21 protein-coding genes are annotated in these 19,093 nt (G+C 61.4%); 19 read left to right on the top strand and 2 right to left on the bottom strand.

Features of this window, described 5'->3' with window-relative positions; translation table 11 throughout:
- Positions 1 to 2: 2 nt before the first annotated feature.
- On the bottom strand, positions 3 to 812 hold the full coding sequence (locus IV113_RS08940) for an SDR family oxidoreductase (RefSeq protein ID WP_291083308.1): 810 nt from the start codon (positions 810 to 812) through the stop codon (positions 3 to 5).
- A gap of 130 nt (positions 813 to 942) precedes the next feature.
- Between IV113_RS08940 and IV113_RS08935 the strand changes: the two genes are divergently transcribed.
- The 5 genes from IV113_RS08935 to IV113_RS08915 all read left to right on the top strand — a co-directional run bounded on the left by IV113_RS08935 (position 943) and on the right by IV113_RS08915 (position 5,245).
- Positions 943 to 1,425, top strand: coding sequence for a MaoC family dehydratase (locus IV113_RS08935; RefSeq protein WP_056278151.1), 483 nt, complete (start codon positions 943 to 945; stop codon positions 1,423 to 1,425).
- Positions 1,426 to 1,547: 122 nt separating this feature from the next.
- Entirely contained in the window at positions 1,548 to 2,717 is a 1,170-nt protein-coding gene (locus IV113_RS08930; protein ID WP_056278147.1) for an acetyl-CoA acetyltransferase, read from the top strand.
- Positions 2,718 to 2,722: 5 nt separating this feature from the next.
- Entirely contained in the window at positions 2,723 to 3,124 is a 402-nt protein-coding gene (locus tag IV113_RS08925) for a Zn-ribbon domain-containing OB-fold protein (protein ID WP_034694630.1), read from the top strand.
- A gap of 16 nt (positions 3,125 to 3,140) precedes the next feature.
- Positions 3,141 to 4,373, top strand: a complete 1,233-nt coding sequence (locus IV113_RS08920; protein ID WP_291083294.1) for an acyl-CoA dehydrogenase family protein — start codon at positions 3,141 to 3,143, stop codon at positions 4,371 to 4,373.
- A 44-nt stretch (positions 4,374 to 4,417) separates the two neighbouring features.
- On the top strand, positions 4,418 to 5,245 hold the full coding sequence (locus tag IV113_RS08915; RefSeq protein ID WP_291083291.1) for an alpha/beta hydrolase: 828 nt from the start codon (positions 4,418 to 4,420) through the stop codon (positions 5,243 to 5,245).
- 59 nt (positions 5,246 to 5,304) lie between these two features.
- Here the strand turns inward: IV113_RS08915 and IV113_RS08910 are convergent, their stop codons facing one another.
- Entirely contained in the window at positions 5,305 to 6,090 is a 786-nt protein-coding gene (locus IV113_RS08910) for a hypothetical protein (RefSeq protein ID WP_291083288.1), read from the bottom strand.
- 192 nt (positions 6,091 to 6,282) lie between these two features.
- Between IV113_RS08910 and IV113_RS08905 the strand changes: the two genes are divergently transcribed.
- The 14 genes from IV113_RS08905 (at position 6,283) to IV113_RS08840 (ending at position 18,976) form a co-directional block, all read left to right on the top strand.
- Positions 6,283 to 7,020 (top strand): FCD domain-containing protein, encoded by a 738-nt coding sequence (locus tag IV113_RS08905; protein WP_177135413.1) that lies wholly within the window; start codon positions 6,283 to 6,285, stop codon positions 7,018 to 7,020.
- A 90-nt stretch (positions 7,021 to 7,110) separates the two neighbouring features.
- On the top strand, positions 7,111 to 8,487 hold the full coding sequence (locus IV113_RS08900) for an SRPBCC family protein (protein ID WP_056270855.1): 1,377 nt from the start codon (positions 7,111 to 7,113) through the stop codon (positions 8,485 to 8,487).
- 117 nt (positions 8,488 to 8,604) lie between these two features.
- The gene (locus tag IV113_RS08895; RefSeq protein ID WP_056270858.1) at positions 8,605 to 9,171 is read left to right on the top strand and encodes an aromatic-ring-hydroxylating dioxygenase subunit beta; all 567 of its coding nucleotides are present in this window, start codon (positions 8,605 to 8,607) and stop codon (positions 9,169 to 9,171) included.
- Between the two features lie 38 nt (positions 9,172 to 9,209).
- On the top strand, positions 9,210 to 9,617 hold the full coding sequence (locus tag IV113_RS08890) for a BphX family protein (RefSeq protein ID WP_291083278.1): 408 nt from the start codon (positions 9,210 to 9,212) through the stop codon (positions 9,615 to 9,617).
- A gap of 111 nt (positions 9,618 to 9,728) precedes the next feature.
- Entirely contained in the window at positions 9,729 to 10,058 is a 330-nt protein-coding gene (locus IV113_RS08885; RefSeq protein ID WP_291083275.1) for a non-heme iron oxygenase ferredoxin subunit, read from the top strand.
- Positions 10,055 to 11,290 (top strand): FAD-dependent oxidoreductase, encoded by a 1,236-nt coding sequence (locus IV113_RS08880; RefSeq protein ID WP_291083272.1) that lies wholly within the window; start codon positions 10,055 to 10,057, stop codon positions 11,288 to 11,290. The genes IV113_RS08885 and IV113_RS08880 overlap by 4 nt, the downstream gene beginning before the upstream one ends.
- A gap of 48 nt (positions 11,291 to 11,338) precedes the next feature.
- Positions 11,339 to 12,172 carry a cis-2,3-dihydrobiphenyl-2,3-diol dehydrogenase gene (bphB, locus tag IV113_RS08875; protein WP_056270871.1) on the top strand — a complete coding sequence of 278 codons (834 nt, stop codon included), beginning with the start codon at positions 11,339 to 11,341 and terminating at the stop codon, positions 12,170 to 12,172.
- A 21-nt stretch (positions 12,173 to 12,193) separates the two neighbouring features.
- On the top strand, positions 12,194 to 13,072 hold the full coding sequence (bphC, locus tag IV113_RS08870; protein WP_291083269.1) for a biphenyl-2,3-diol 1,2-dioxygenase: 879 nt from the start codon (positions 12,194 to 12,196) through the stop codon (positions 13,070 to 13,072).
- 31 nt (positions 13,073 to 13,103) lie between these two features.
- Positions 13,104 to 13,715: a glutathione transferase GstA gene (gstA, locus tag IV113_RS08865; RefSeq protein WP_291083266.1), complete on the top strand. Its 612-nt coding sequence runs from the start codon at positions 13,104 to 13,106 to the stop codon at positions 13,713 to 13,715.
- Between the two features lie 87 nt (positions 13,716 to 13,802).
- A complete protein-coding gene (gene dmpE, locus IV113_RS08860; protein ID WP_056270877.1) occupies positions 13,803 to 14,585 on the top strand; it encodes a 2-oxopent-4-enoate hydratase in 783 nt (260 codons plus the stop codon).
- Between the two features lie 20 nt (positions 14,586 to 14,605).
- Complete coding sequence (gene bphJ / locus IV113_RS08855) at positions 14,606 to 15,520, top strand: acetaldehyde dehydrogenase BphJ (RefSeq protein WP_291083263.1); 915 nt, start codon at positions 14,606 to 14,608, stop codon at positions 15,518 to 15,520.
- A gap of 19 nt (positions 15,521 to 15,539) precedes the next feature.
- Positions 15,540 to 16,580, top strand: coding sequence for a 4-hydroxy-2-oxovalerate aldolase BphI (bphI, locus tag IV113_RS08850; RefSeq protein WP_056270880.1), 1,041 nt, complete (start codon positions 15,540 to 15,542; stop codon positions 16,578 to 16,580).
- Positions 16,581 to 16,650: 70 nt separating this feature from the next.
- Positions 16,651 to 17,511, top strand: a complete 861-nt coding sequence (gene bphD / locus IV113_RS08845) for a 2-hydroxy-6-oxo-6-phenylhexa-2,4-dienoate hydrolase (RefSeq protein WP_291083257.1) — start codon at positions 16,651 to 16,653, stop codon at positions 17,509 to 17,511.
- A gap of 91 nt (positions 17,512 to 17,602) precedes the next feature.
- The gene (locus tag IV113_RS08840; protein ID WP_291083254.1) at positions 17,603 to 18,976 is read left to right on the top strand and encodes an outer membrane protein transport protein; all 1,374 of its coding nucleotides are present in this window, start codon (positions 17,603 to 17,605) and stop codon (positions 18,974 to 18,976) included.
- The last annotated feature ends 117 nt before the right edge of the window (positions 18,977 to 19,093 follow it).

The raw sequence follows: 19,093 nt of genomic DNA, 5'->3' as shown, positions 1-19,093 counted from the left end.
TGTCAGCCCGGTGTGCTCAAACCGCCGTTGACGCTGAGCGTCTGGCCGGTGATGGCATCGGACTCCGGTCCGGCCAAGAACGCCGCCGAGTTGGCGATGTTCTGGCAATGCACTGGAAACAGCATGCGCTTGCGCGGGTTCTCGATCATGCCCGCACCATGGCCGTCTTCGAGCGCTGGCGAGCCCGGACCCCAGCGCGGCTCGGCATCCCAGATGTAGCTCATCGCCACCGCGTTGACGCGAATGCCGTCGCGCCCCTGTTCACGTGCCAGCACGCGGCACATTTGCATCATGCCGCCTGTGGCACCGCCAATGAAAGATTCGCCGACCGTGGCCACGCGGCCCGCGGCGGTACCCACCGCGACGATCTTGCCGCGACCGTGCAGTGCCATGACGCGGGCGGCCGCCTGGATCGCATACACGCGGGTGAGCCAGTGGGCGCGGATGTAGTTGTCGAAGCCGCCGTCGCGCATTTCCTTGAAAAGGCGAAAGAACGGCAAGTCGGCACTGGCATCTGCGCCGCTGGCCACCAGGATGTCAAGGCGACCGTGGCGCTCGGCAACTCGATCCACCATGGCATGAACCGCATCGCTATTGGTCAGGTCGGCTTGTTCAAACGTGGCGCTGTAGCCGTTCGCAGCGATCTCGTTGATCACCGCCTGCCCGGCTTCGGGATTGCGGCCGTTGACGATCACGTGCGCGCCGCGCCGCGCCAACTCCAGCGCTATGGCACGACCGATGAAGGCCGTGGCACCGGTGACGAGGGCGATCTGGCCCTGAAGTGGACCGCCAGTCAAGGGTGCTGGGTTCATCCGCTGTTCTCCGGCGCTGGAGACATAAAAACCCGACTTTGTCAAAACAGCGGGACAGGCCGATCGAGGGATTGCCCGCAGAGGACCACTTTCATCCATCACCACCCCCCATCCATCACCGGACTTCAAAATGACCAAGCTGACCGACAGTGCCAAGTCGCATCATTTCAAGACGCACCGGCGCACCATCAGCGAAACCGACATCGTCACCTTCGTCAATGTGGTCGGCTTGCATGAACCATTTTTCATCGACATGGAGTACATCCGGGAGAACATGACCGGATCGCATCGCAGCCGCTTTGCGCCCGGCCCGATGGTCATCTCGCTAGGCATGGGGCTGCTGGCGACTTACGTGGCGGGCATCATCAAGGGCACGCTCAAAGGCCACGAAGTCGGCCCGTTCGGCGGTATGACCGGCGTACAGGCGCGCCTGCGCGGTGCGCTGTTTCCGGGCGACACCATTCATGTCGAAGGGGAGGCCCGGTTGCTCCCCACGACCTCGCGCGGCTACACCCTGATGGAGTTGCAACATTTGGTGATCAATCAGCGTGGCGAGACCATTGCCGACTTCACTGAAACCATTACTTTTTTGCCTGCTGCTCCGGCTCCATGAATTTTGAACTTTCGTGAGTCGTTTGCCTGTGGCAGCCCGTCTACGACTCGCGACGTCAAAGGGCCGGATCAACAGTACAGACCGGGTGGACCGGGATATTCAACACTAGGAAACTTCCAACTATGACAAAACGAGAAGCTGTGATCGTCGGCGTTGCCGACCTGCCACTGAAGGACGGCAAGGTCCTTGCGCCCATGTCGGTCCTGCAGGCCCAGGCGCTGGTCGCCCGCGACGCCTTGAAGGACGCCGGCATCGCCATGCACGAAGTCGATGGGTTGCTGACCGCCGGTATGTGGGGGGTGCCCGGTCCGGGCCAGTTGCCGACCGTGACGCTGTCGGAGTACCTGGGGATTACGCCGCGCTTCGTCGACGGCACCAACATCGGCGGCTCGGCCTTCGAGGCGCATGTGGCGCATGCCGCCACCGCCATCGAGGCTGGCCGCTGCGAGGTGGCGCTGATCACTTACGGTAGCCTGCAGAAGAGCGAGATGAGCCGCAACCTCGCCGGGCGCCCGGCGGTGCTGACCATGCAGTACGAGACGCCTTGGGGCATGCCCACGCCGGTGGGCGGCTATGCGATGGCGGCCAAGCGCCACATGCACGAATATGGCACCACCTCCGAGAACCTGGCCGAGATCGCGGTGGCCACGCGCAAGTGGGCGGCGCTCAATCCGGCGGCCACCATGCGCGAGCCGCTGTCGATCGAGGATGTGCTCCAGAGCACGATGATCTCCGACCCGCTGCACCTGCTCGATATCTGTCTGGTCACCGACGGTGGTGGCGCGTTGGTCATGACCACCGCCGAGCACGCCAAGGCGCTCGGTCGCAAGCCGGTGTTCGTGCGCGGTTACGGCGAATCACACACCCACTGGACCATCGCCGCCATGCCCGACCTAGCGCGCCTGACGGCCGCCGAAGTGGCCGGTCGGGACGCCTTTGCCATGGCGGGCATCCGGCATGACGCCATTGACGTGGTTGAGGTCTATGACTCGTTCACCATCACCGTGCTGCTGACGCTCGAAGCGCTGGGCTTTTGCAAGCGTGGCGAGGGTGGAGCCTTTGTCGCCAACCAGCGCACCGCGCCGGGCGGTGTATTCCCGCTTAACACCAACGGCGGCGGTCTGTCTTACGCACACCCCGGCATGTACGGCATCTTCCTGCTGATCGAGGCGGTGCGCCAGTTGCGCGGTGAATGCGGCCCGCGCCAGATCCAGGACGCCGTGACCGCGCTGGTCCACGGCACCGGCGGCACGCTCTCCAGCGGTGCCACTTGCATTCTCTCCACCCGGTGAACACCATGTACGACAAACCCCTGCCCGTCATCGATGGCGAGAGCCGCTCCTATTGGGACGCCCTGAAACAACATCGCCTGACACTCAAGCGCTGCCATGACTGTGGCAAGCACCATTTCTATCCGCGCGTCCTGTGCCCGCACTGCCATTCCGACGCCGTCGAATGGGTCGATGCGCGCGGCACCGGCACCATTTACAGCTACACCATCGCGCGCCGGCCGGCCGGTCCGGCCTTCAAGGCCGACACCCCCTACGTGGTGGCGGTGATCGACCTCGACGAGGGCGCGCGCATGATGACCAACATCGTCACCGACGATGTGGAGGCGGTGCGCATCGGCCAGCGTGTGACGGTGCAGTACGACGACGTGACCGACGAGGTCACGCTGCCGAAGTTCCGGCTGTTGTAGCGCCGAGGTTTCCCATATGGACTTCACCATCGATCCCGATACCGTGGCGATTGCCGAGGCAGTGCTGCGCTTCGTGGAGCGCGAAGTGCTGCCACTGCAGCAGCGCCACCACGATCTGCTGGGCAGCGAACGCACTTTGTTCGACGCCAGCGGCCGTTATGTGCCCGAGGCGCTGGCGCTGCGCCAGCAGGTGCGCAAGCGCTCCGCGGAACTGGGCTTCTACACCTTGTTCGGCGACGAAAAACTGGGTGGTGGCGGGCAGGGCGCGCAGGTCATGGCCCATGTGCAGGAGAGCCTCAACCACTGCGTGGGTCCGGCCCAGCCGCTGGTGCAGACGGTGGTGCTGCCCTCGCCCTTCACCAACGGTCTGTCGCCTGTGCTGCGGCATCTGAAGCCGGACATCTTCGCGCAGTACCGCGACGACATCGCCAGCGGCGACAAGACCCTGTGTTTTGGTCTGAGCGAGCCCGATGCGGGCTCCGATGTATTCGGCATGCAAACCCGCGCCGTGCGCGACGGTGACGAATGGGTGCTCACCGGCACCAAGCAGTGGATCACCAACTCGCCCTACGCCGATTACGCCATGGTGTTCGCGCTGACCGACCCCGAAGCCGCAGCGCGCCACAAGGGTGGTGTCACCGGTTTCTTCGTCGACACGCGCGCGTCAGGTTTTTCAGTGCCGCGCATCATCAACACCATGGGTCACCTAGGCGGCGACACCGGCGTCATCGTGCTCGACGGCGTGCGTGTGCGCGACGACCACCGGCTCGGCGACGTCGGGCACGGCTTGGCGGTGGCCATGGACGGCGTCAACGCCGGGCGCATGGGCATGGCTGCATCCTGCCTGGGCTTGGCCCGCTGGGCGCTGGACCAGGCGGTGGACTACGCCAAGGTGCGAAAAACCTTTGGCGTGCCCATTGCCGAGCACCAGGCCATCCAGCTCATGCTGGCCGACAGCGCGATGGACATCTACGCTGCCAAGACCATGATCCAGAACTGTGCCTGGCGCCTGGACAGCGGCCACGCCGCCACCGCGCAGGTCAGTATGGTCAAGGCATTTTCGACCGAGATGCTGGGGCGCGTGATGGACCGCAGCATCCAGATCCACGGCGGCATGGGCCTGACCAACGAACTGCGCCTGGAAGAGGGCTACCGCTTCGCCCGCGTGATGCGCATACCCGACGGTACGGGCGAAATCCAGCGCCGCACCGTCGCGCGCCAACTGCTGACTGGACAGGCCGACCTGTAGGCTGTGTGGATCCTCTGCAATGCCCAACCCGGAGGCAGATTGACATGATGAAAAAGAACGAAATGAAGGAACACGAACTGTTTGCGGGAGGCCATCGGCTGGCCGCCACCACCTGGGGTGATGTGGGCAACGGGCAGCCGACCATCGTGATGATGCATGGCGGTCTGGACTGCATCACCACCTGGAAAGACCTGCCTCAGGTGTTGGCCGAAGCCAGCGGCTGGCCGGTGCTGGCCTATGACCGGTATGGTTATGGGCGATCCGAGAGTCTGGTGGGTGGGCGCGAGCCCAGCTACCGGCGTGAAGAGGCTGGGCCGGTGCTTGGCGAGGTGTTGCGCCACTTTGGAATCCACAAGGCGTTGATGTTCGGCCACAGTGATGGAGGAGCCATGTCGGTGCTGGCTGCGGCGGCGCATCCTGAGCTGGTATGCGGCGTTTTTGCCTGCTCGCCAACCATGGCTGTGGATCAGTTCATGGTGGATGCCATGGCCGTCGCGCGGCGCGCGTTTGAGCAAGACGGCTTGCGCGAAAAACTTCGTCGCCACCATGGCGACAACACCGACACCATGTTCTGGGGCTGGTACGAGCCCTGGGCCAGCCCGCAGGCACTTCAATGGGACATGAGCGTCGAGCTTGCCGCAGTGCGTTGTCCGGTCTCCGTGTTGTTCGGCAATGACGATGAATATGGCTGGCGGCCCAGCGCGATTGCCTTGTTTCGCCACGGTCTGATGCCGCTTGAAGTGGCGGCGCTGCCTGGAGTTGGTCACCATCCGCAGCAGCGGGCCCGTGGGGAGACCAGGAGCATGTTGCAGCGCTTGTTTTGCCGCATTGGGCGCAGCCCTTCCGCGGAGAGCAAAAACGCCGACCAATGAGGGGTATTGCACGTCTCTTTTTTTTCTGCCCGCCAGCCTGCCCGCACCAATAAACGCTGTTAGTGTCGATCAGAGCACGCTTGGCGAGCCAGCATGCCTGCCAGCGGCGAGAGGTCGGTCAGTTCGTCGAGCCGTGCCACCAGGTCTATCAGCTCGTCGCACTCGTCAGGTATGAGCACAGACTTGACCAGCCGGCGAAACTTTTCCTCCAGGCGCTGCTGCTGCTCCAGCAGGTCGCTGGCTGGGCGCCCACTGTCGTAGCGTTGGCGCAGCACTGTGCCGCTCTGAGTCTCGATCACCACCTCGCTGAGGGTGAGGTCCGGGCATTGAGGTGCGAGCAAAACCTGCACCCGATCACGCAGCGCCACCACCTCGGGCGCGTATACGGCTTCGTCACTGAACGCGTCCAATCCGGCGGTGTCGACCCCGGCCAGCGCCATCGCCACCGTGTGACGGAGACTGAACTTGGCCTCCAGCCCGGTGCGCGGCTCCGCGATGTTGCATACACCCTCGCAGGCGGAACTGGCACGCACCGTCACGCGGCACACGTCATCAACCCGCAGTGCGTGTTGCAGGCGCAAGTGGCTCGCGGCCTCAATGGCGGCATGTGTGCCATAACAGGCGGCGTGGAACTTGAACAGGTTGTGGCGCAGATGCCAGCCGCCGTTCGGCGTGGCCACCGCAGCTCCCAGCGACGCGGTACCACCGTGCGTGGCGATGAGGCCTTGCGGACACTCAATCGCATCGGCACGGCTGGTGAAGCCGCGCGCGGCCAACTGGGCCGCCTGCAACGGCTGCCTCACACGCTGCGCTGGCGCCGGACACAGCCAGATCGCTAACCGCACCTACCAACCGCCTTCACGCGTAGCTGTCAAAAAAAACGCTGCGACCGAGCAGACACCTAGGGTTTTCACTGGGCATATATGTCGAATGTCGATAATAATATCGACATTATGACGAGCCGCGTGCTACCGAATCCTGAGTCAGTCGGTTCAGGAATGTGGGGAAATTTCTGTAATGACCATGTGAGAAATGCAATGAATGCGAGAACTCCAAACAGCCAGACCATGGGGGGCGACAAGTCATTTGGGGATGCGTCGCCAGCGCCTGGCGCAAGCGTGCGAAGCCTGATTGAGGCGACGTTTCAGCGGTTGCGGGCGGACATCGTGGAGGGGCGACTCGCTGCTGGCTCCAGACTCGCCATTGAAGATCTCAAGTCGCGCTATGAGGTGAGCGGCGGGACCGTGCGGGAGGCGCTTTCCCTGCTGGTGGCCAATAACCTGGTGCAGACGCAGGCCCAGCGTGGATTTCATGTGACCCCCATGTCTCTGGATGACATGCGTGATCTGGCAACCACGCGGATCGCGCTTGAGTGCGAAGCGCTGCGCCAAAGTGTGCTGAATGGCGACGCCGAATGGGAGGCGCGGGTCGTCAGTTCGTATCACCGGCTCTCGCTCCTCGACGAGCGCACCATGCGCGATCCAGTTCACTTGTTCAATCAGTGGGAGCAAGCTAACCGCGACTTTCACGAAGCCCTGATCTCAGCGTGTTCATCCGCCTGGACCCAGCGGTTCCTGTCCATCCTGTATTTGCAAATGGAGCGCTACCGCCGATTGACGGCAATGCACAACCAGCCTGCCAGAAACGTGCATGAGGAGCACTTGGCACTTCGTGACAGCGTACTCGCGCGTGATGTCGAGCGCTGTACTCAGTTGTTGCGGGCCCATATTGAGTCATCGATTTTGGTGGTTCGGCAATTCGGTTTGTTGCGGTGACGCCAACATCACAGGTATTTTTTTGGTGTGATGGAAAAGCTAGGTATTTTTTCCGCCCTGCCAAGGGTATTTCAACGGAGATATTAAGTCATGAGTTCAGTAATCAAAGAAGCGCAGGAGTCCCCAGTGAAGTGGACGCGCAATTGGACGCCCGACGCGATCCGGGCTCTGGTCGATCAGGAAAAAGGACTGCTTGACCCACGCATCTATGCCGATCAGGGTCTTTACGAGTTGGAGCTTGAGCGGGTTTTTGGCCGCTCCTGGTTGTTGCTCGGGCATGAGAGTCACGTTCCTAAAACCGGGGACTTCCTGACCACATACATGGGCGAAGATCCGGTCGTCATGGTGCGGCAGCAAGACAAAAGCATCAAGGTTTTCCTGAATCAGTGTCGGCATCGCGGCATGCGCATCTGTCGCACGGATGCCGGTAACGCCAAGGCGTTCACCTGCAGCTACCACGGCTGGGCCTACGACATTGCAGGCAATCTGGTGAACGTGCCCTTTGAGAAAGAGGCGTTTTGCGACAAGAAGGAGAGCGACTGTGGCTTTGACAAGGCCGACTGGGGTCCGCTGCAAGCGCGCGTAGCCATCTATAAGGGCCTGGTATTCGCTAACTGGGACGCGGAAGCGCCTGATCTGGAGACCTACCTCGGTGACGCGCGCCCCTATATGGACGTCATGCTGGACCGTACACCGGCGGGAACCGAGGCCATTGGCGGCATACAGAAGTGGGTCATTCCGTGCAACTGGAAGTTTGCCGCCGAGCAGTTCTGTAGCGACATGTACCACGCCGGCACGATGTCGCACCTGTCCGGCATTTTGGCGGGCATGCCGCCAGAAATGGATTTGTCGAATGCTCAAGTCCCTACCAAAGGGAATCAGTTCCGGGCCAATTGGGGCGGGCACGGAACGGGATGGTTTGTTGACGAGCCGGGCATGCTAATGGCCGTGATGGGTCCCAAGGTCACCCAGTACTGGACTGAGGGTCCGGCCGCTGACCTTGCAGAAAAGCGTCTGGGTCAAACCATGCCGGTTCGACGCATGTTTGGCCAGCACATGAATATCTTCCCCACCTGTTCATTCTTGCCCGCTATTAACACCATCCGTAGCTGGCACCCGCGTGGCCCCAACGAAATCGAGGTATGGGCATTCACTCTGGTCGATGTCGATGCACCCGAAGAGATCAAGGAAGAATACCGCCGGCACAACATTCGTACATTCTCTGCAGGGGGTGTGTTTGAGCAGGACGATGGCGAGAACTGGGTCGAGATTCAGAAAGTGCTGCGCGGTCACAAGGCCAAGAGCCAGCCGCTCAATGCCCAGATGGGCCTGGGTCGGTCAAAGACCGGACATCCTGATTTTCCCGGCAAGGTCGGCTACGTCTACGCCGAAGAAGCGGCTCGGGGCATGTACCACCACTGGGCTCGCGTGATGTCGGAGCCAAACTGGGCCACGCTCAAACCCTGATCAGGGCGCAATCGTTAAGTCGTTCAATCGGATGAAAATTCATCATGGGGCGGACGTGCTTGTGCCAACAGCGCGACGAGGTTTCGCTCCCTGATACTCACTTGGAGATAAGCAGTCATGACAAACCCATCCCCCCATTCTTTCAAAACATTTGAATGGCAAAGCAAGGCCGTTGGCCTCGAGTTGCAGAACGAGATTGAGCAGTTTTACTACCGCGAAGCGCAGTTGCTCGACCACCGGGCTTACGAGGCATGGTTTGCCCTGCTTGAAAAGGACATCCGCTACTTCATGCCGCTGCGCACCAACCGCACGCTCCGGGAGAGCAAACTTGAGTATTCCGGCGACCAAGATTTTGCTCATTTCGACGAAACCTATGAAACCATGTACGGTCGCATCCGCAAGGTAACCTCGGAACTGGGCTGGGCGGAAAACCCGCCGTCCCGAACGCGCCACTTGGTCTCCAATGTCCTCATCAATGAGGCGGCTGAGCCCAACAGCTTTGAAGTGAGTTCCGCCTTCATTCTCTACCGCAATCGCTTGGAGCGCCAGGTCGACATCTTCGCGGGCGAGCGGCGGGATGTGCTGCGCCGCGCCGACAACGGTCTTGGCTTCAAGATCGCCAAGCGCACCATCCTGCTGGACCAGAGTACGTTGTTGTCGAACAACCTGAGCATCTTCTTCTAAGCAAGCAACCTGCACCCGCCTGAACCGAGGAAGCTGCCATGACGAAAGTGCGTCCGTTTTTAATCGGCATCGGCCTTTTTTACATCATCAACCTCATTGGGACGCTTCCTTTTAGCACCTTGGGTTTGTTCGGCACGATGTACCCAGGCGTCGAACTGCGCGTCGGTGAGCCTATCTTCACCGTGCTGCAGGACGCCTGGGCGGTTGTCGGTCTTCAGTTGGGCGCCATCGGGGTGGTCGCCTTGTGGGGCGCACTCGATCCGGTTCGCTATGAGGCCGTCATTCCCGTGGTCATTGCAACTGAAGTCGTCGATAGCCTGTGGGATTTTTACAGCATCGTGTGGAGTCACGAGGCCTTGTGGTTCGGGCTTGTCACGTTGGCGATCCATGTGATGTGGATTGGCTGGGGCCTACTTGCCTGGAGTGCCGTGGCGTCGAATCGCTGAGGAGATTGAATCACTCACCAGCTCCCCACCAACAGCCGACGAAGCGCCTGCTGGCCAGTGACTGTTCGCCCAAGGCGATTTGAATCTTTCGAACCAGTGACAAGAAGCGATATGAAATTTACCCGAGTTTGTGAGCGAAGCGATGTACCTGAAGGCGAAGCCCTGAAGGTCGAAAGTGGAGACACCTTCGTTGCGATTTTCAATGTGGATGGCGAGCTGTTCGCCACACAAGACCGCTGCACCCACGGCGACTGGTCCCTGTCTGAGGGCGGTTATCTGGATGGCGACGTCGTGGAATGCTCGTTGCATATGGGAAAGTTCTGTGTGCGCACGGGCAAGATCAAATCCCCGCCGCCCTGTCAGGCATTGAAAGTATTCCCGATCCGCGTCGAAGGCAATGAAGTGTTTGTCGACTTCGATGCTGGGTATCTGGCGCCATGATCGAAACAATAGAAACCATCGCCATCATCGGCGCCGGCTTGACCGGGGCGATGGCTGCGCACGCACTGCGCGCCCAGGGGTATGCCGGGCGCCTCCACCTGATCGGGGACGAGTCGCGGCAGGCCTATGACCGGACCACCCTGTCCAAGGCGGTGCTGATGGGCGAACCGCCCGAGCCGCCCGCGATCATGGACACATCCTGGTACGCATCGGCCCATGTGGATGTCCAGCTCGGACGGCGGGTGAGTTGCCTGGATGTGGCCAGTCGCCAGATTCAGTTCGAATCGGGCGCCCCGCTGGCTTACGACCGGCTGCTGCTGGCCACCGGCGCGCGCGCCCGGCGCGTGGCGATTTCGGGTTGCGAATTGGAAGGTATCCATACCTTGCGCGACCGCGCCGACAGCTTGGCACTGCGGCAGGCGCTGCAACCGGGCCAGTCGCTTGTCATCGTCGGCGGCGGCCTGATCGGTTGCGAGGTGGCGACCACCGCCCGCAAGGCTAGCGTCAATGTCACGATTCTGGAAGCCGGCGACGAGTTGCTGCTGCGCGTGCTGGGCCACCAAACAGGGGCGTGGTGCCGGGCTGAACTGGAACGCCTGGGCGTCCAGGTTGAGCGCAACGCGCAGGCCTCGTGTTTCGAAGGCGAAGAGCGTGTGCGTGCCGTCGTCTGCACCGATGGCCGCAAGGTGGCGGCCGACCTGGTGCTGGTCAGCATTGGCGCCGATCCGGCAGACGAGCTGGCCCGGGCGGCTGGCATCGCCTGCGCGCGCGGCGTTCTGGTTGACGCCACGGGCGCAAGCTCGTGTCCGAGGGTGTTCGCCGCCGGTGACGTGGCCGCTTGGCCGCTGCGGGGCGGCGGCCAGCGCTCGCTGGAAACCTATCTGAACAGCCAGGCGCAAGCCGAAGCCGCCGCCAGCGCCATGTTGGGCAAGCCCGTGCCGGCGCTACAGGTGCCGACCTCGTGGACGGAGATTGCGGGCCACCGCATCCAGATGATTGGCAATGCCGAAGGACCAGGAGAAATCGTCTTGCGCGGCGAGGCGCAGACCGGCCAGCCGCTGGTGTTGTTCAGGTTGTTTGATGGCTGCGTTGAGGCCGCGACGGCGATCAACGCTGCGAAAGAATTTTCCGTGGCGACCCGTCTGGTCGGCGCACGGGTTCCAGTTTCCGCCGGGCAGTTGCAGGACGCCGGCTTGAACCTGCGGGATTTGCTGAAAGCCAAACCGCAGTGATGAGCTCGACCGGCGATTTGCCTTAACTTAACGACAAGGAGATTGAAAATGAAACTGACAGGTGAAGTGGTGTTGATTACAGGGGGCGCTGCCGGGCTGGGGCGCGCCTTGGTGGACCGGTTCGTGGCCGAAGGCGCCAACGTGGCAGTGCTCGACAAGTCGGCGGATCGTATCAAACAGCTGGAATCCGATCATGGCGACAACGTGGTGGGCATCGTCGGCGACGTGCGCTCACTGCGAGACCAGAAACAGGCCGCCGAGCGCTGCGTGGCCAAGTTCGGAAAAATCGACACCCTGATCCCCAACGCAGGCATTTGGGACTACTCGACGGCACTGATCGATCTTCCCGAAGACAGCATCGATGCCGCGTTCGACGAGGTCTTTCACATTAATGTCAAAGGCTATATCCACGCTGTCAAGGCTTGCCTGCCAGCCTTGGTCGCTAGCCGTGGCAGCGTGATCTTCACGATCTCGAATGCGGGTTTCTATCCCAATGGCGGAGGCCCCCTTTACACCGCAGCCAAGCACGCAGTCGTGGGCCTGGTGCGCGAGCTGGCGTTCGAACTGGCGCCATACGTGCGCGTCAACGGTGTGGCTCCAGGCGGCATGAATACGGATCTCAGAGGCCCTTCCTCGCTGGGAATGAGCGGGCAATCGATTTCGACCGTGCCGCTGGCCGACATGCTGAAGTCCGTGCTGCCGATTGGTCGCATGCCTGAGACCGAGGAGTACACCGGTGCTTATGTGTTTTTTGCCACACGAGGCGATGTGGCACCCGCGACCGGTGCCTTGCTGAACTACGACGGCGGCATGGGCGTCCGTGGATTCTTCTCGGCAGCCGGGGGCGCGGACTTGCTCGAAAAACTGAATATCAGTCATTGAACTTCGACGAAGGAGACAGAGATGAGTATCAAAAGCTTGGGGTACATGGGATTTGCTGTCAAGGATGTGTCCGCTTGGCGTTCGTTTCTAACGCAAAAACTGGGCCTGATGGAAGCGGGTGCCACCGATGACGGCAGCCTGTTCCGCATCGATTCGAGAGCCTGGCGGATTGCCGTTCAGCCGGGCGAAGTTGACGATTTGGCCTACGCGGGCTACGAGGTGGCCGATGCGGCTGGGCTGGCCCAGATGACCGAAAAACTCAAACAGGCCGGTATCGCAGTCACCTCGGGAGATGCCTCGATGGCCAAGCGCCGCGGTGTCATGGGATTGATCTCGTTTGCCGATCCTTTTGGCCTGCCCTTGGAGATTTATTACGGCGCCAGCGAGGTGTTCGAAAAGCCGTTCATGCCCGCTGCAGCGGTGTCGGGTTTCTTGACCGGGGAGCAAGGGCTGGGTCATTTCGTGCGCTGCGTTCCGGATTCGGACAAGGCGCTGGCGTTTTATACGCAGGTGCTCGGCTTCCAGTTGTCGGACGTCATCGACATGAAAATGGGACCGGACGTGACGGTTCCGGCGTATTTTCTGCACTGTAACGAACGCCACCACACTCTCGCGATCGCAGCTTTTCCGCTGCCCAAGCGCATTCACCACTTCATGCTCGAAGTCTCGTCGCTCAATGACGTCGGTTTTGCGTTTGACCGGGTTGACGCTGACGGCTTGATCACCTCCACGCTGGGGTGCCACACCAACGACCATATGGTGTCGTTCTATGCAGCGACCCCGTCCGGAGTCGAGGTCGAGTACGGCTGGGGCGCCCGCACCGTGGACCGCTCCTGGGTGGTGGCACGGCACGACAGTCCGAGCATGTGGGGCCACAAGTCGGTGCGCAACAAAACATGAACAGCAACCTGAACATCATGGGAGTCCCTGCATGAAGCTTTACTACAGTCCTGGCGCCTGCTCCCTGTCACCGCACATTGCGTTGCGCGAGGCGGGCCTGAACTTCGAGTTGGTACAGGTCGATCTGGCGAGCAAGAAGACTGCCTCCGGGCAGGACTACCTTGAAATCAACCCGTTCGGCTACGTGCCTTGTCTGCAGCTTGACGACGGCCGCATGCTGGCCGAAGGCCCCGCCATCCTGCAATACGTGGCCGATCAGGTGCCCGGCAAGCTACTGGCGCCGGCCAACGGCAGCTTTGAGCGCTACCACTTGCAGCAATGGTTGAACTTCATCTCGACCGAACTGCACAAGAGCTTCAGCCCGCTGTTCAACCCTGCCGCCAGCGAGGACTGGAAAAACGCGGTGCGGCAGACCCTGAACGCCCGGCTGGGGCAAGTGGCGCGGCAACTCGAGCGTGCGCCTTATCTGCTGGGCGATCAATTGAGCGTGGCTGACATCTATCTGTTGGTCGTGCTCGGTTGGGGCGCCTATGTCAACCTTGATCTTTCGCCCTGGCCCGCGCTGCAGGCCTTCATGGGCCGAGTCGGAGGCCGCGAAACGGTGCAGGCAGCACTGCGAGCCGAAGGCTTGATCAAGGGCTGAACAGGCTCCCAAGGCCGCTGAAGCGGCCCGCTCGGCGCACTGCCGCCCAAAACATGCGCCAACTATTTCTGGAAAATCCGAACCGACATGACCCCTGAACTGATCGAAACCCTGGGCGACGAGCTCTACAGCGCCCTGTGCGCGCGCACCGTGGTCGAGCCGCTGACCAGCCGCCATCCCGACATCACCATCGAGCACGCCTACCACATCCAGCAGCGCATGATCTCGCGCCGCCTGCAGGCCGGCGAGCGCGTTGTCGGCAAGAAAATCGGCGTCACCAGCGCGGCCGTAATGAACATGCTGGGCGTCTACCAGCCCGACTTCGGCTACATGCTGGACGGCATGATCGTCAGCGACGGCGGCAGCATCGCCATGTCCTCCCTGATCCAACCCAAGGCCGAAGGGGAAATCGCCTTTGTCCTGAAAAAGGACCTCATGGGCCCCGGCGTCACCAACGCCGACGTGCTGGCTGCCACCGACTTTGTCATGCCCTGCTTCGAGATCGTTGACTCGCGCATCCGCGACTGGAAAATCAAGATCCAGGACACCGTGGCCGACAACGCCTCCTGCGGCATGTTCGTGCTCGGCAGCACCGCCGTCGACCCGCGCAAGATCGATCTGAAGACCTGCGGCATGGTGCTGGAGAAAAACGGCGAGATCATTGCCACCGGCGCCGGCGCCGCCGCGCTGGGTTCGCCGGTCAATGCCGTGGCCTGGCTGGCCAACACCCTGGGCCGCCTGGGCATCGGTCTGAAGGCCGGCGAGGTGATTCTCTCCGGCGCGCTGGCCGCCATGTTCCCGGCCCAGGCCGGCGACCACTTCCGCATCAGCATCGGCGGCATCGGCGACTGCTCGGTGCGTTTTCACTGACTTTTCCGGACATTCAGCACATGACAAAAAAAATCAAATGCGCCCTGATCGGCCCCGGCAACATCGGCACCGATCTGCTGGCCAAGCTGCAGCGCAGCGCGGTATTGGAGCCGGTCTGGATGGTCGGCATCGACCCGGAATCCGACGGCTTGAAGCGCGCCCGCGAGATGGGCATCAAGACCACCGCTGACGGTGTTGACGGTCTGATTCCCCACATGCAGGCCGACGTCGTGCAGATCGTCTTCGACGCCACCAGCGCCTACGTGCACGCCGAGAACTCGCGCAAGGTCAACGCCGAAGGTGCCCTCATGATCGACCTCACGCCCGCGGCAATCGGCCCGTTCTGCGTGCCGCCGGTCAACCTCAAGGAACATGTCGGCAAAGGCGAGATGAACGTCAACATGGTCACCTGCGGCGGCCAGGCCACCATCCCCATGGTCGCGGCCGTCAGCCGCGTGCAGCCGGTGGCCTACGGCGAAATTGTGGCCACGGTGTCGAGCAAGTCCGCCGGCCCGGGCACCCGCAAGAACATCGACGAATTTACCCGCACCACCGCCGGCGCTGTGGAAAAGGTGGGTGGCGCCAAAAAGGGCAAGGCCATCATCATCCTCAACCCGGCCGAGCCGCCGCTGATCATGCGCGACACCGTGCACTGCCTGCTGGAGAGCGAACCCGACCAGCCAAAGATCACCGAGTCCATCCACGCCATGATCAAAGAGGTGCAGAAGTACGTGCCCGGCTACAAGCTGGTCAACGGCCCGGTGTTCGACGGCAAGCGCGTCTCGGTCTACCTCGAAGTCGAAGGCCTGGGCGACTACCTGCCCAAGTACGCCGGCAACCTCGACATCATGACCGCCGCTGCGGCCCGCACCGCCGAGATGTTTGCCGAAGAAATCATCGCCGGTCGGCTCACGCTCAAGCCCGTCCACGCCTGAACCACTCAAGAGAACCACCATGAAGCTACAAGGCAAAAAAGTCAGCGTTCACGACATGACGCTGCGTGACGGCATGCACCCCAAGCGCCACCTGATGACGCTGGAGCAAATGAAGAGCATTGCCTGCGGCCTGGACGCCGCCGGCGTGCCGCTGATCGAAGTCACCCACGGCGACGGCCTGGGCGGCAGCTCCGTCAACTACGGCTTTCCGGCGCACAGCGACGAGGAATACCTGGGCGCCGTGATTCCGCTGATGAAGCAGGCCAAGGTCAGCGCACTGCTGATCCCCGGCATCGGCACCGTCGAGCACCTCCTGATGGCCAAAGACCTGGGCGTGGCCACCATCCGCGTCGCCACCCACTGCACCGAAGCCGACGTGTCGGAGCAGCACATCACCCAATCGCGCAAGCTGGGTCTGGACACCGTGGGCTTCTTGATGATGGCGCACATGGCCAGCCCGGAAAAACTGGTCAGCCAGGCACTCTTGATGCAAGGCTACGGCGCCAACTGCATCTACGTCACCGACTCGGCCGGCTACATGCTGCCCGACGACGTGAAAGCGCGCCTGAGTGCCGTGCGCGCCGCGCTCAAGCCCGAGACCGAACTGGGCTTTCACGGCCACCATAACCTGGCCATGGGCGTTGCCAACTCGATCGCCGCGATTGAAGCCGGAGCCACCCGCATCGATGCCGCCGCCGCTGGCCTGGGCGCCGGTGCCGGCAACACACCGATGGAGGTGTTCATCGCCGTGTGCGCGCGCATGGGGATCGAGACCGGGGTCGATGTGTTCAAGATACAGGACGTGGCCGAAGACCTGGTGGTGCCGATCATGGACCACATCATCCGCATCGACCGCGACTCGCTCACGCTGGGCTATGCCGGGGTCTATTCGAGCTTCCTGCTGTTTGCCAAACGCGCCAGTGCGAAGTACGGCGTGCCGGCGCGCGACATCCTGGTCGAACTGGGACGGCGCGGCATGGTCGGCGGGCAGGAAGACATGATCGAAGACACCGCCATGACCATGGCGCGTGAACGTGGGCTGACCTTGACCGTCGCATGAATTCAAACCCGGCGCGGCATGAAGCGCGCCACCTGACTGGTTTTCACTCCATTCACTTAAAGGATAAAAAATGACAGCACTCACCGAAAGTTCCACCAGCAAGTTCGTGAAAATCAATGAAAAAGGTTTTTCCGATTTCAAGATTCACTACAACGAAGCGGGTAACGGCGAAACCGTCATCATGCTGCATGGCGGGGGCCCCGGCGCTGGCGGCTGGAGCAACTACTACCGCAACATCGGCCCCTTTGTCGACGCCGGCTACCGGGTGATCCTGAAGGACTCGCCCGGCTTCAACAAGTCGGACGCGGTGGTGATGGACGAGCAGCGCGGCCTGGTCAACGCCCGTGCCGTCAAAGGGCTGATGGATGCACTGGGCATCGACCAGGCGCACCTGATCGGCAACTCGATGGGGGGCGCCACGGCGCTGAACTTCGCTATCGAATACCCTAAGCGCATCGGCAAACTGATCCTCATGGGACCTGGCGGCCTTGGCCCCAGCATGTTCGCGCCGATGCCGATGGAAGGCATCAAGCTGCTGTTCAAACTGTACGCCGAGCCATCCTATGAAACCCTGAAACAGATGATTCAGGTGTTTTTGTACGACCAGTCCCTCATCACCGAAGAGTTGCTGCAGGGCCGCTGGGAAGCCATTCAGCGCCACCCGGAGCACCTGAAGAACTTCCTCATCAGCGCGCAAAAGGCACCGATTTCAAGCTGGGATGTGTCTGCCAGGCTTGGAGAAATCAAGGCCAAGACATTCATTACTTGGGGGCGCGATGACCGCTTCGTTCCGCTGGACCACGGCTTGAAGCTGGTCTGGAACATTGATGACGCGCGTTTGCATGTGTTCTCCAAGTGCGGCCACTGGGCGCAGTGGGAGCATGCCGATGAATTCAACCGCTTGGTGATTGATTTCCTGCGACAGGCCTAAGGTGCAAGCCTTGCCCGTTCTATGGATGGCCATGGGCGGGCCAATAGAGATGCTTGTTCGTTAAAGAGTTAATTATTTTTAAGGAGACAAAATGAAACATGGATTTATTGGCCCGATCACTGTGGGTGTATTGGCAATCACATCTCAGTCGGCACTGGCGGTCAGCGACGTTTTTCGGTTCGTTGGGCATGGCCCGGTGTCGGCGGCGATGGGCGGTGCTGCCACCGCGTTCGACGTGGGTGCTGCCGGCATGATGACCAATCCGGCGACACTGTCGCTGATGCCCCAAGGGTCGGAGTTCCATCTCGGCATGGATATCATTTTTGCTGACCTTTTAATCAGGAACCCAGAGACAGGGGAGGTTGCCCGCTCCAAGACTCACTCCAACAACCGCGGCCCCTATGCCGCCCCCCAATTGGCATATACCCATCGCAGCGGCTCCTTGGCGCTTGGCGTCGGTCTCTTTCCGCAAGGTGGGGTTGGAACAGAATATGGAAACAGCAGTTTTCTTTCCCGCGCCACCGGTGGCCTGGCTACCGGGCTCGAGAACTCGAGTCGCCTGCTGACCTTGAACATTCCCTTTGCGGCGAGCTACGAAGTCAATGACAAGCTGACCGTGGGTGCAAGTCTCGATGTGATGTGGCAGGCCATGAACCTCGAGATGCTGCTTGGCGCGGATCAGGTTGGTTCGCTGATCGGATCGGGCCGCGCGAGCGGTAGCCTTGTGCCCGTGCTCGGGGGCTTGCCTGACTTGCGCGGTGCGCATTTAAGCTTTACCAAGAACCAGCCCGTGGCAAGTGGTGCTGATGCTTGGGGTATTGGCGGGCGCTTGGGGCTGACCTACAAGGCCTCCAAAGAGACGGTTCTGGGTGCTGCGTATTCCATGAAGAGCCGCATAGGTGACATGAAAGGTGATGCCACCCTGACTGCGATCGACGCCGTGGCCGGACAGGTTCCGCTCAAAGGCATGATCAGCGTGCGTGACTTTCAAACGCCGGCGCAATTGAATCTTGGCATAAGCCACCGGTTGAATGAGAAATGGATGATTGCTGCCGACGTCTCCCGGATCTTCTGGAAGGACGCCATGAAGAACATCAATGTCGGGTTTGTGGCGGATAGCGGCGCCAATATCGACATATTGTTGCCGTTAAATTTCAAGGATCAGACTGCCCTGTCGCTCGGAGCCGCTTACCAAACCGGCAAGTGGACGCTGCGAGGTGGCGCCCGTTTCACGACCCAGGCGCTGCGTTCCGAGACCATGCTGGCGGTCATGCCTGGCATTACGACGACGTTCGGCTCGGCGGGGTTTTCTTATCAGTTCTCGCCGGCAAGCAAGCTGGATTTTGCCTGGACCCATTCCTTCAAGAAGAAGATGACTAACGCCAGTTTGCCCAATACATCCGCGCCGATAAGGGCAGAGCATGCCCAAGACAGCATCGGTCTGGCCTATTCATACAGGTTCTGAAAAAGCCGTAAAAAACGGGGCTTATTCAAATCTGAAGTGCAACACCCTGGGTTTCAATGAACGAGTCGGACCTGATTTATTCAGATTGACGCAAAGGCCAAGCGATGGGCTGAGCTG

The organism is Hydrogenophaga sp. (assembly GCF_018780385.1).
Taxonomy (GTDB): Bacteria; Pseudomonadota; Gammaproteobacteria; order Burkholderiales; family Burkholderiaceae_C; genus Hydrogenophaga.
Note: the sequence above shows the minus strand (reverse complement) of the source record. Positions and strands in the feature narration are given on the sequence as shown.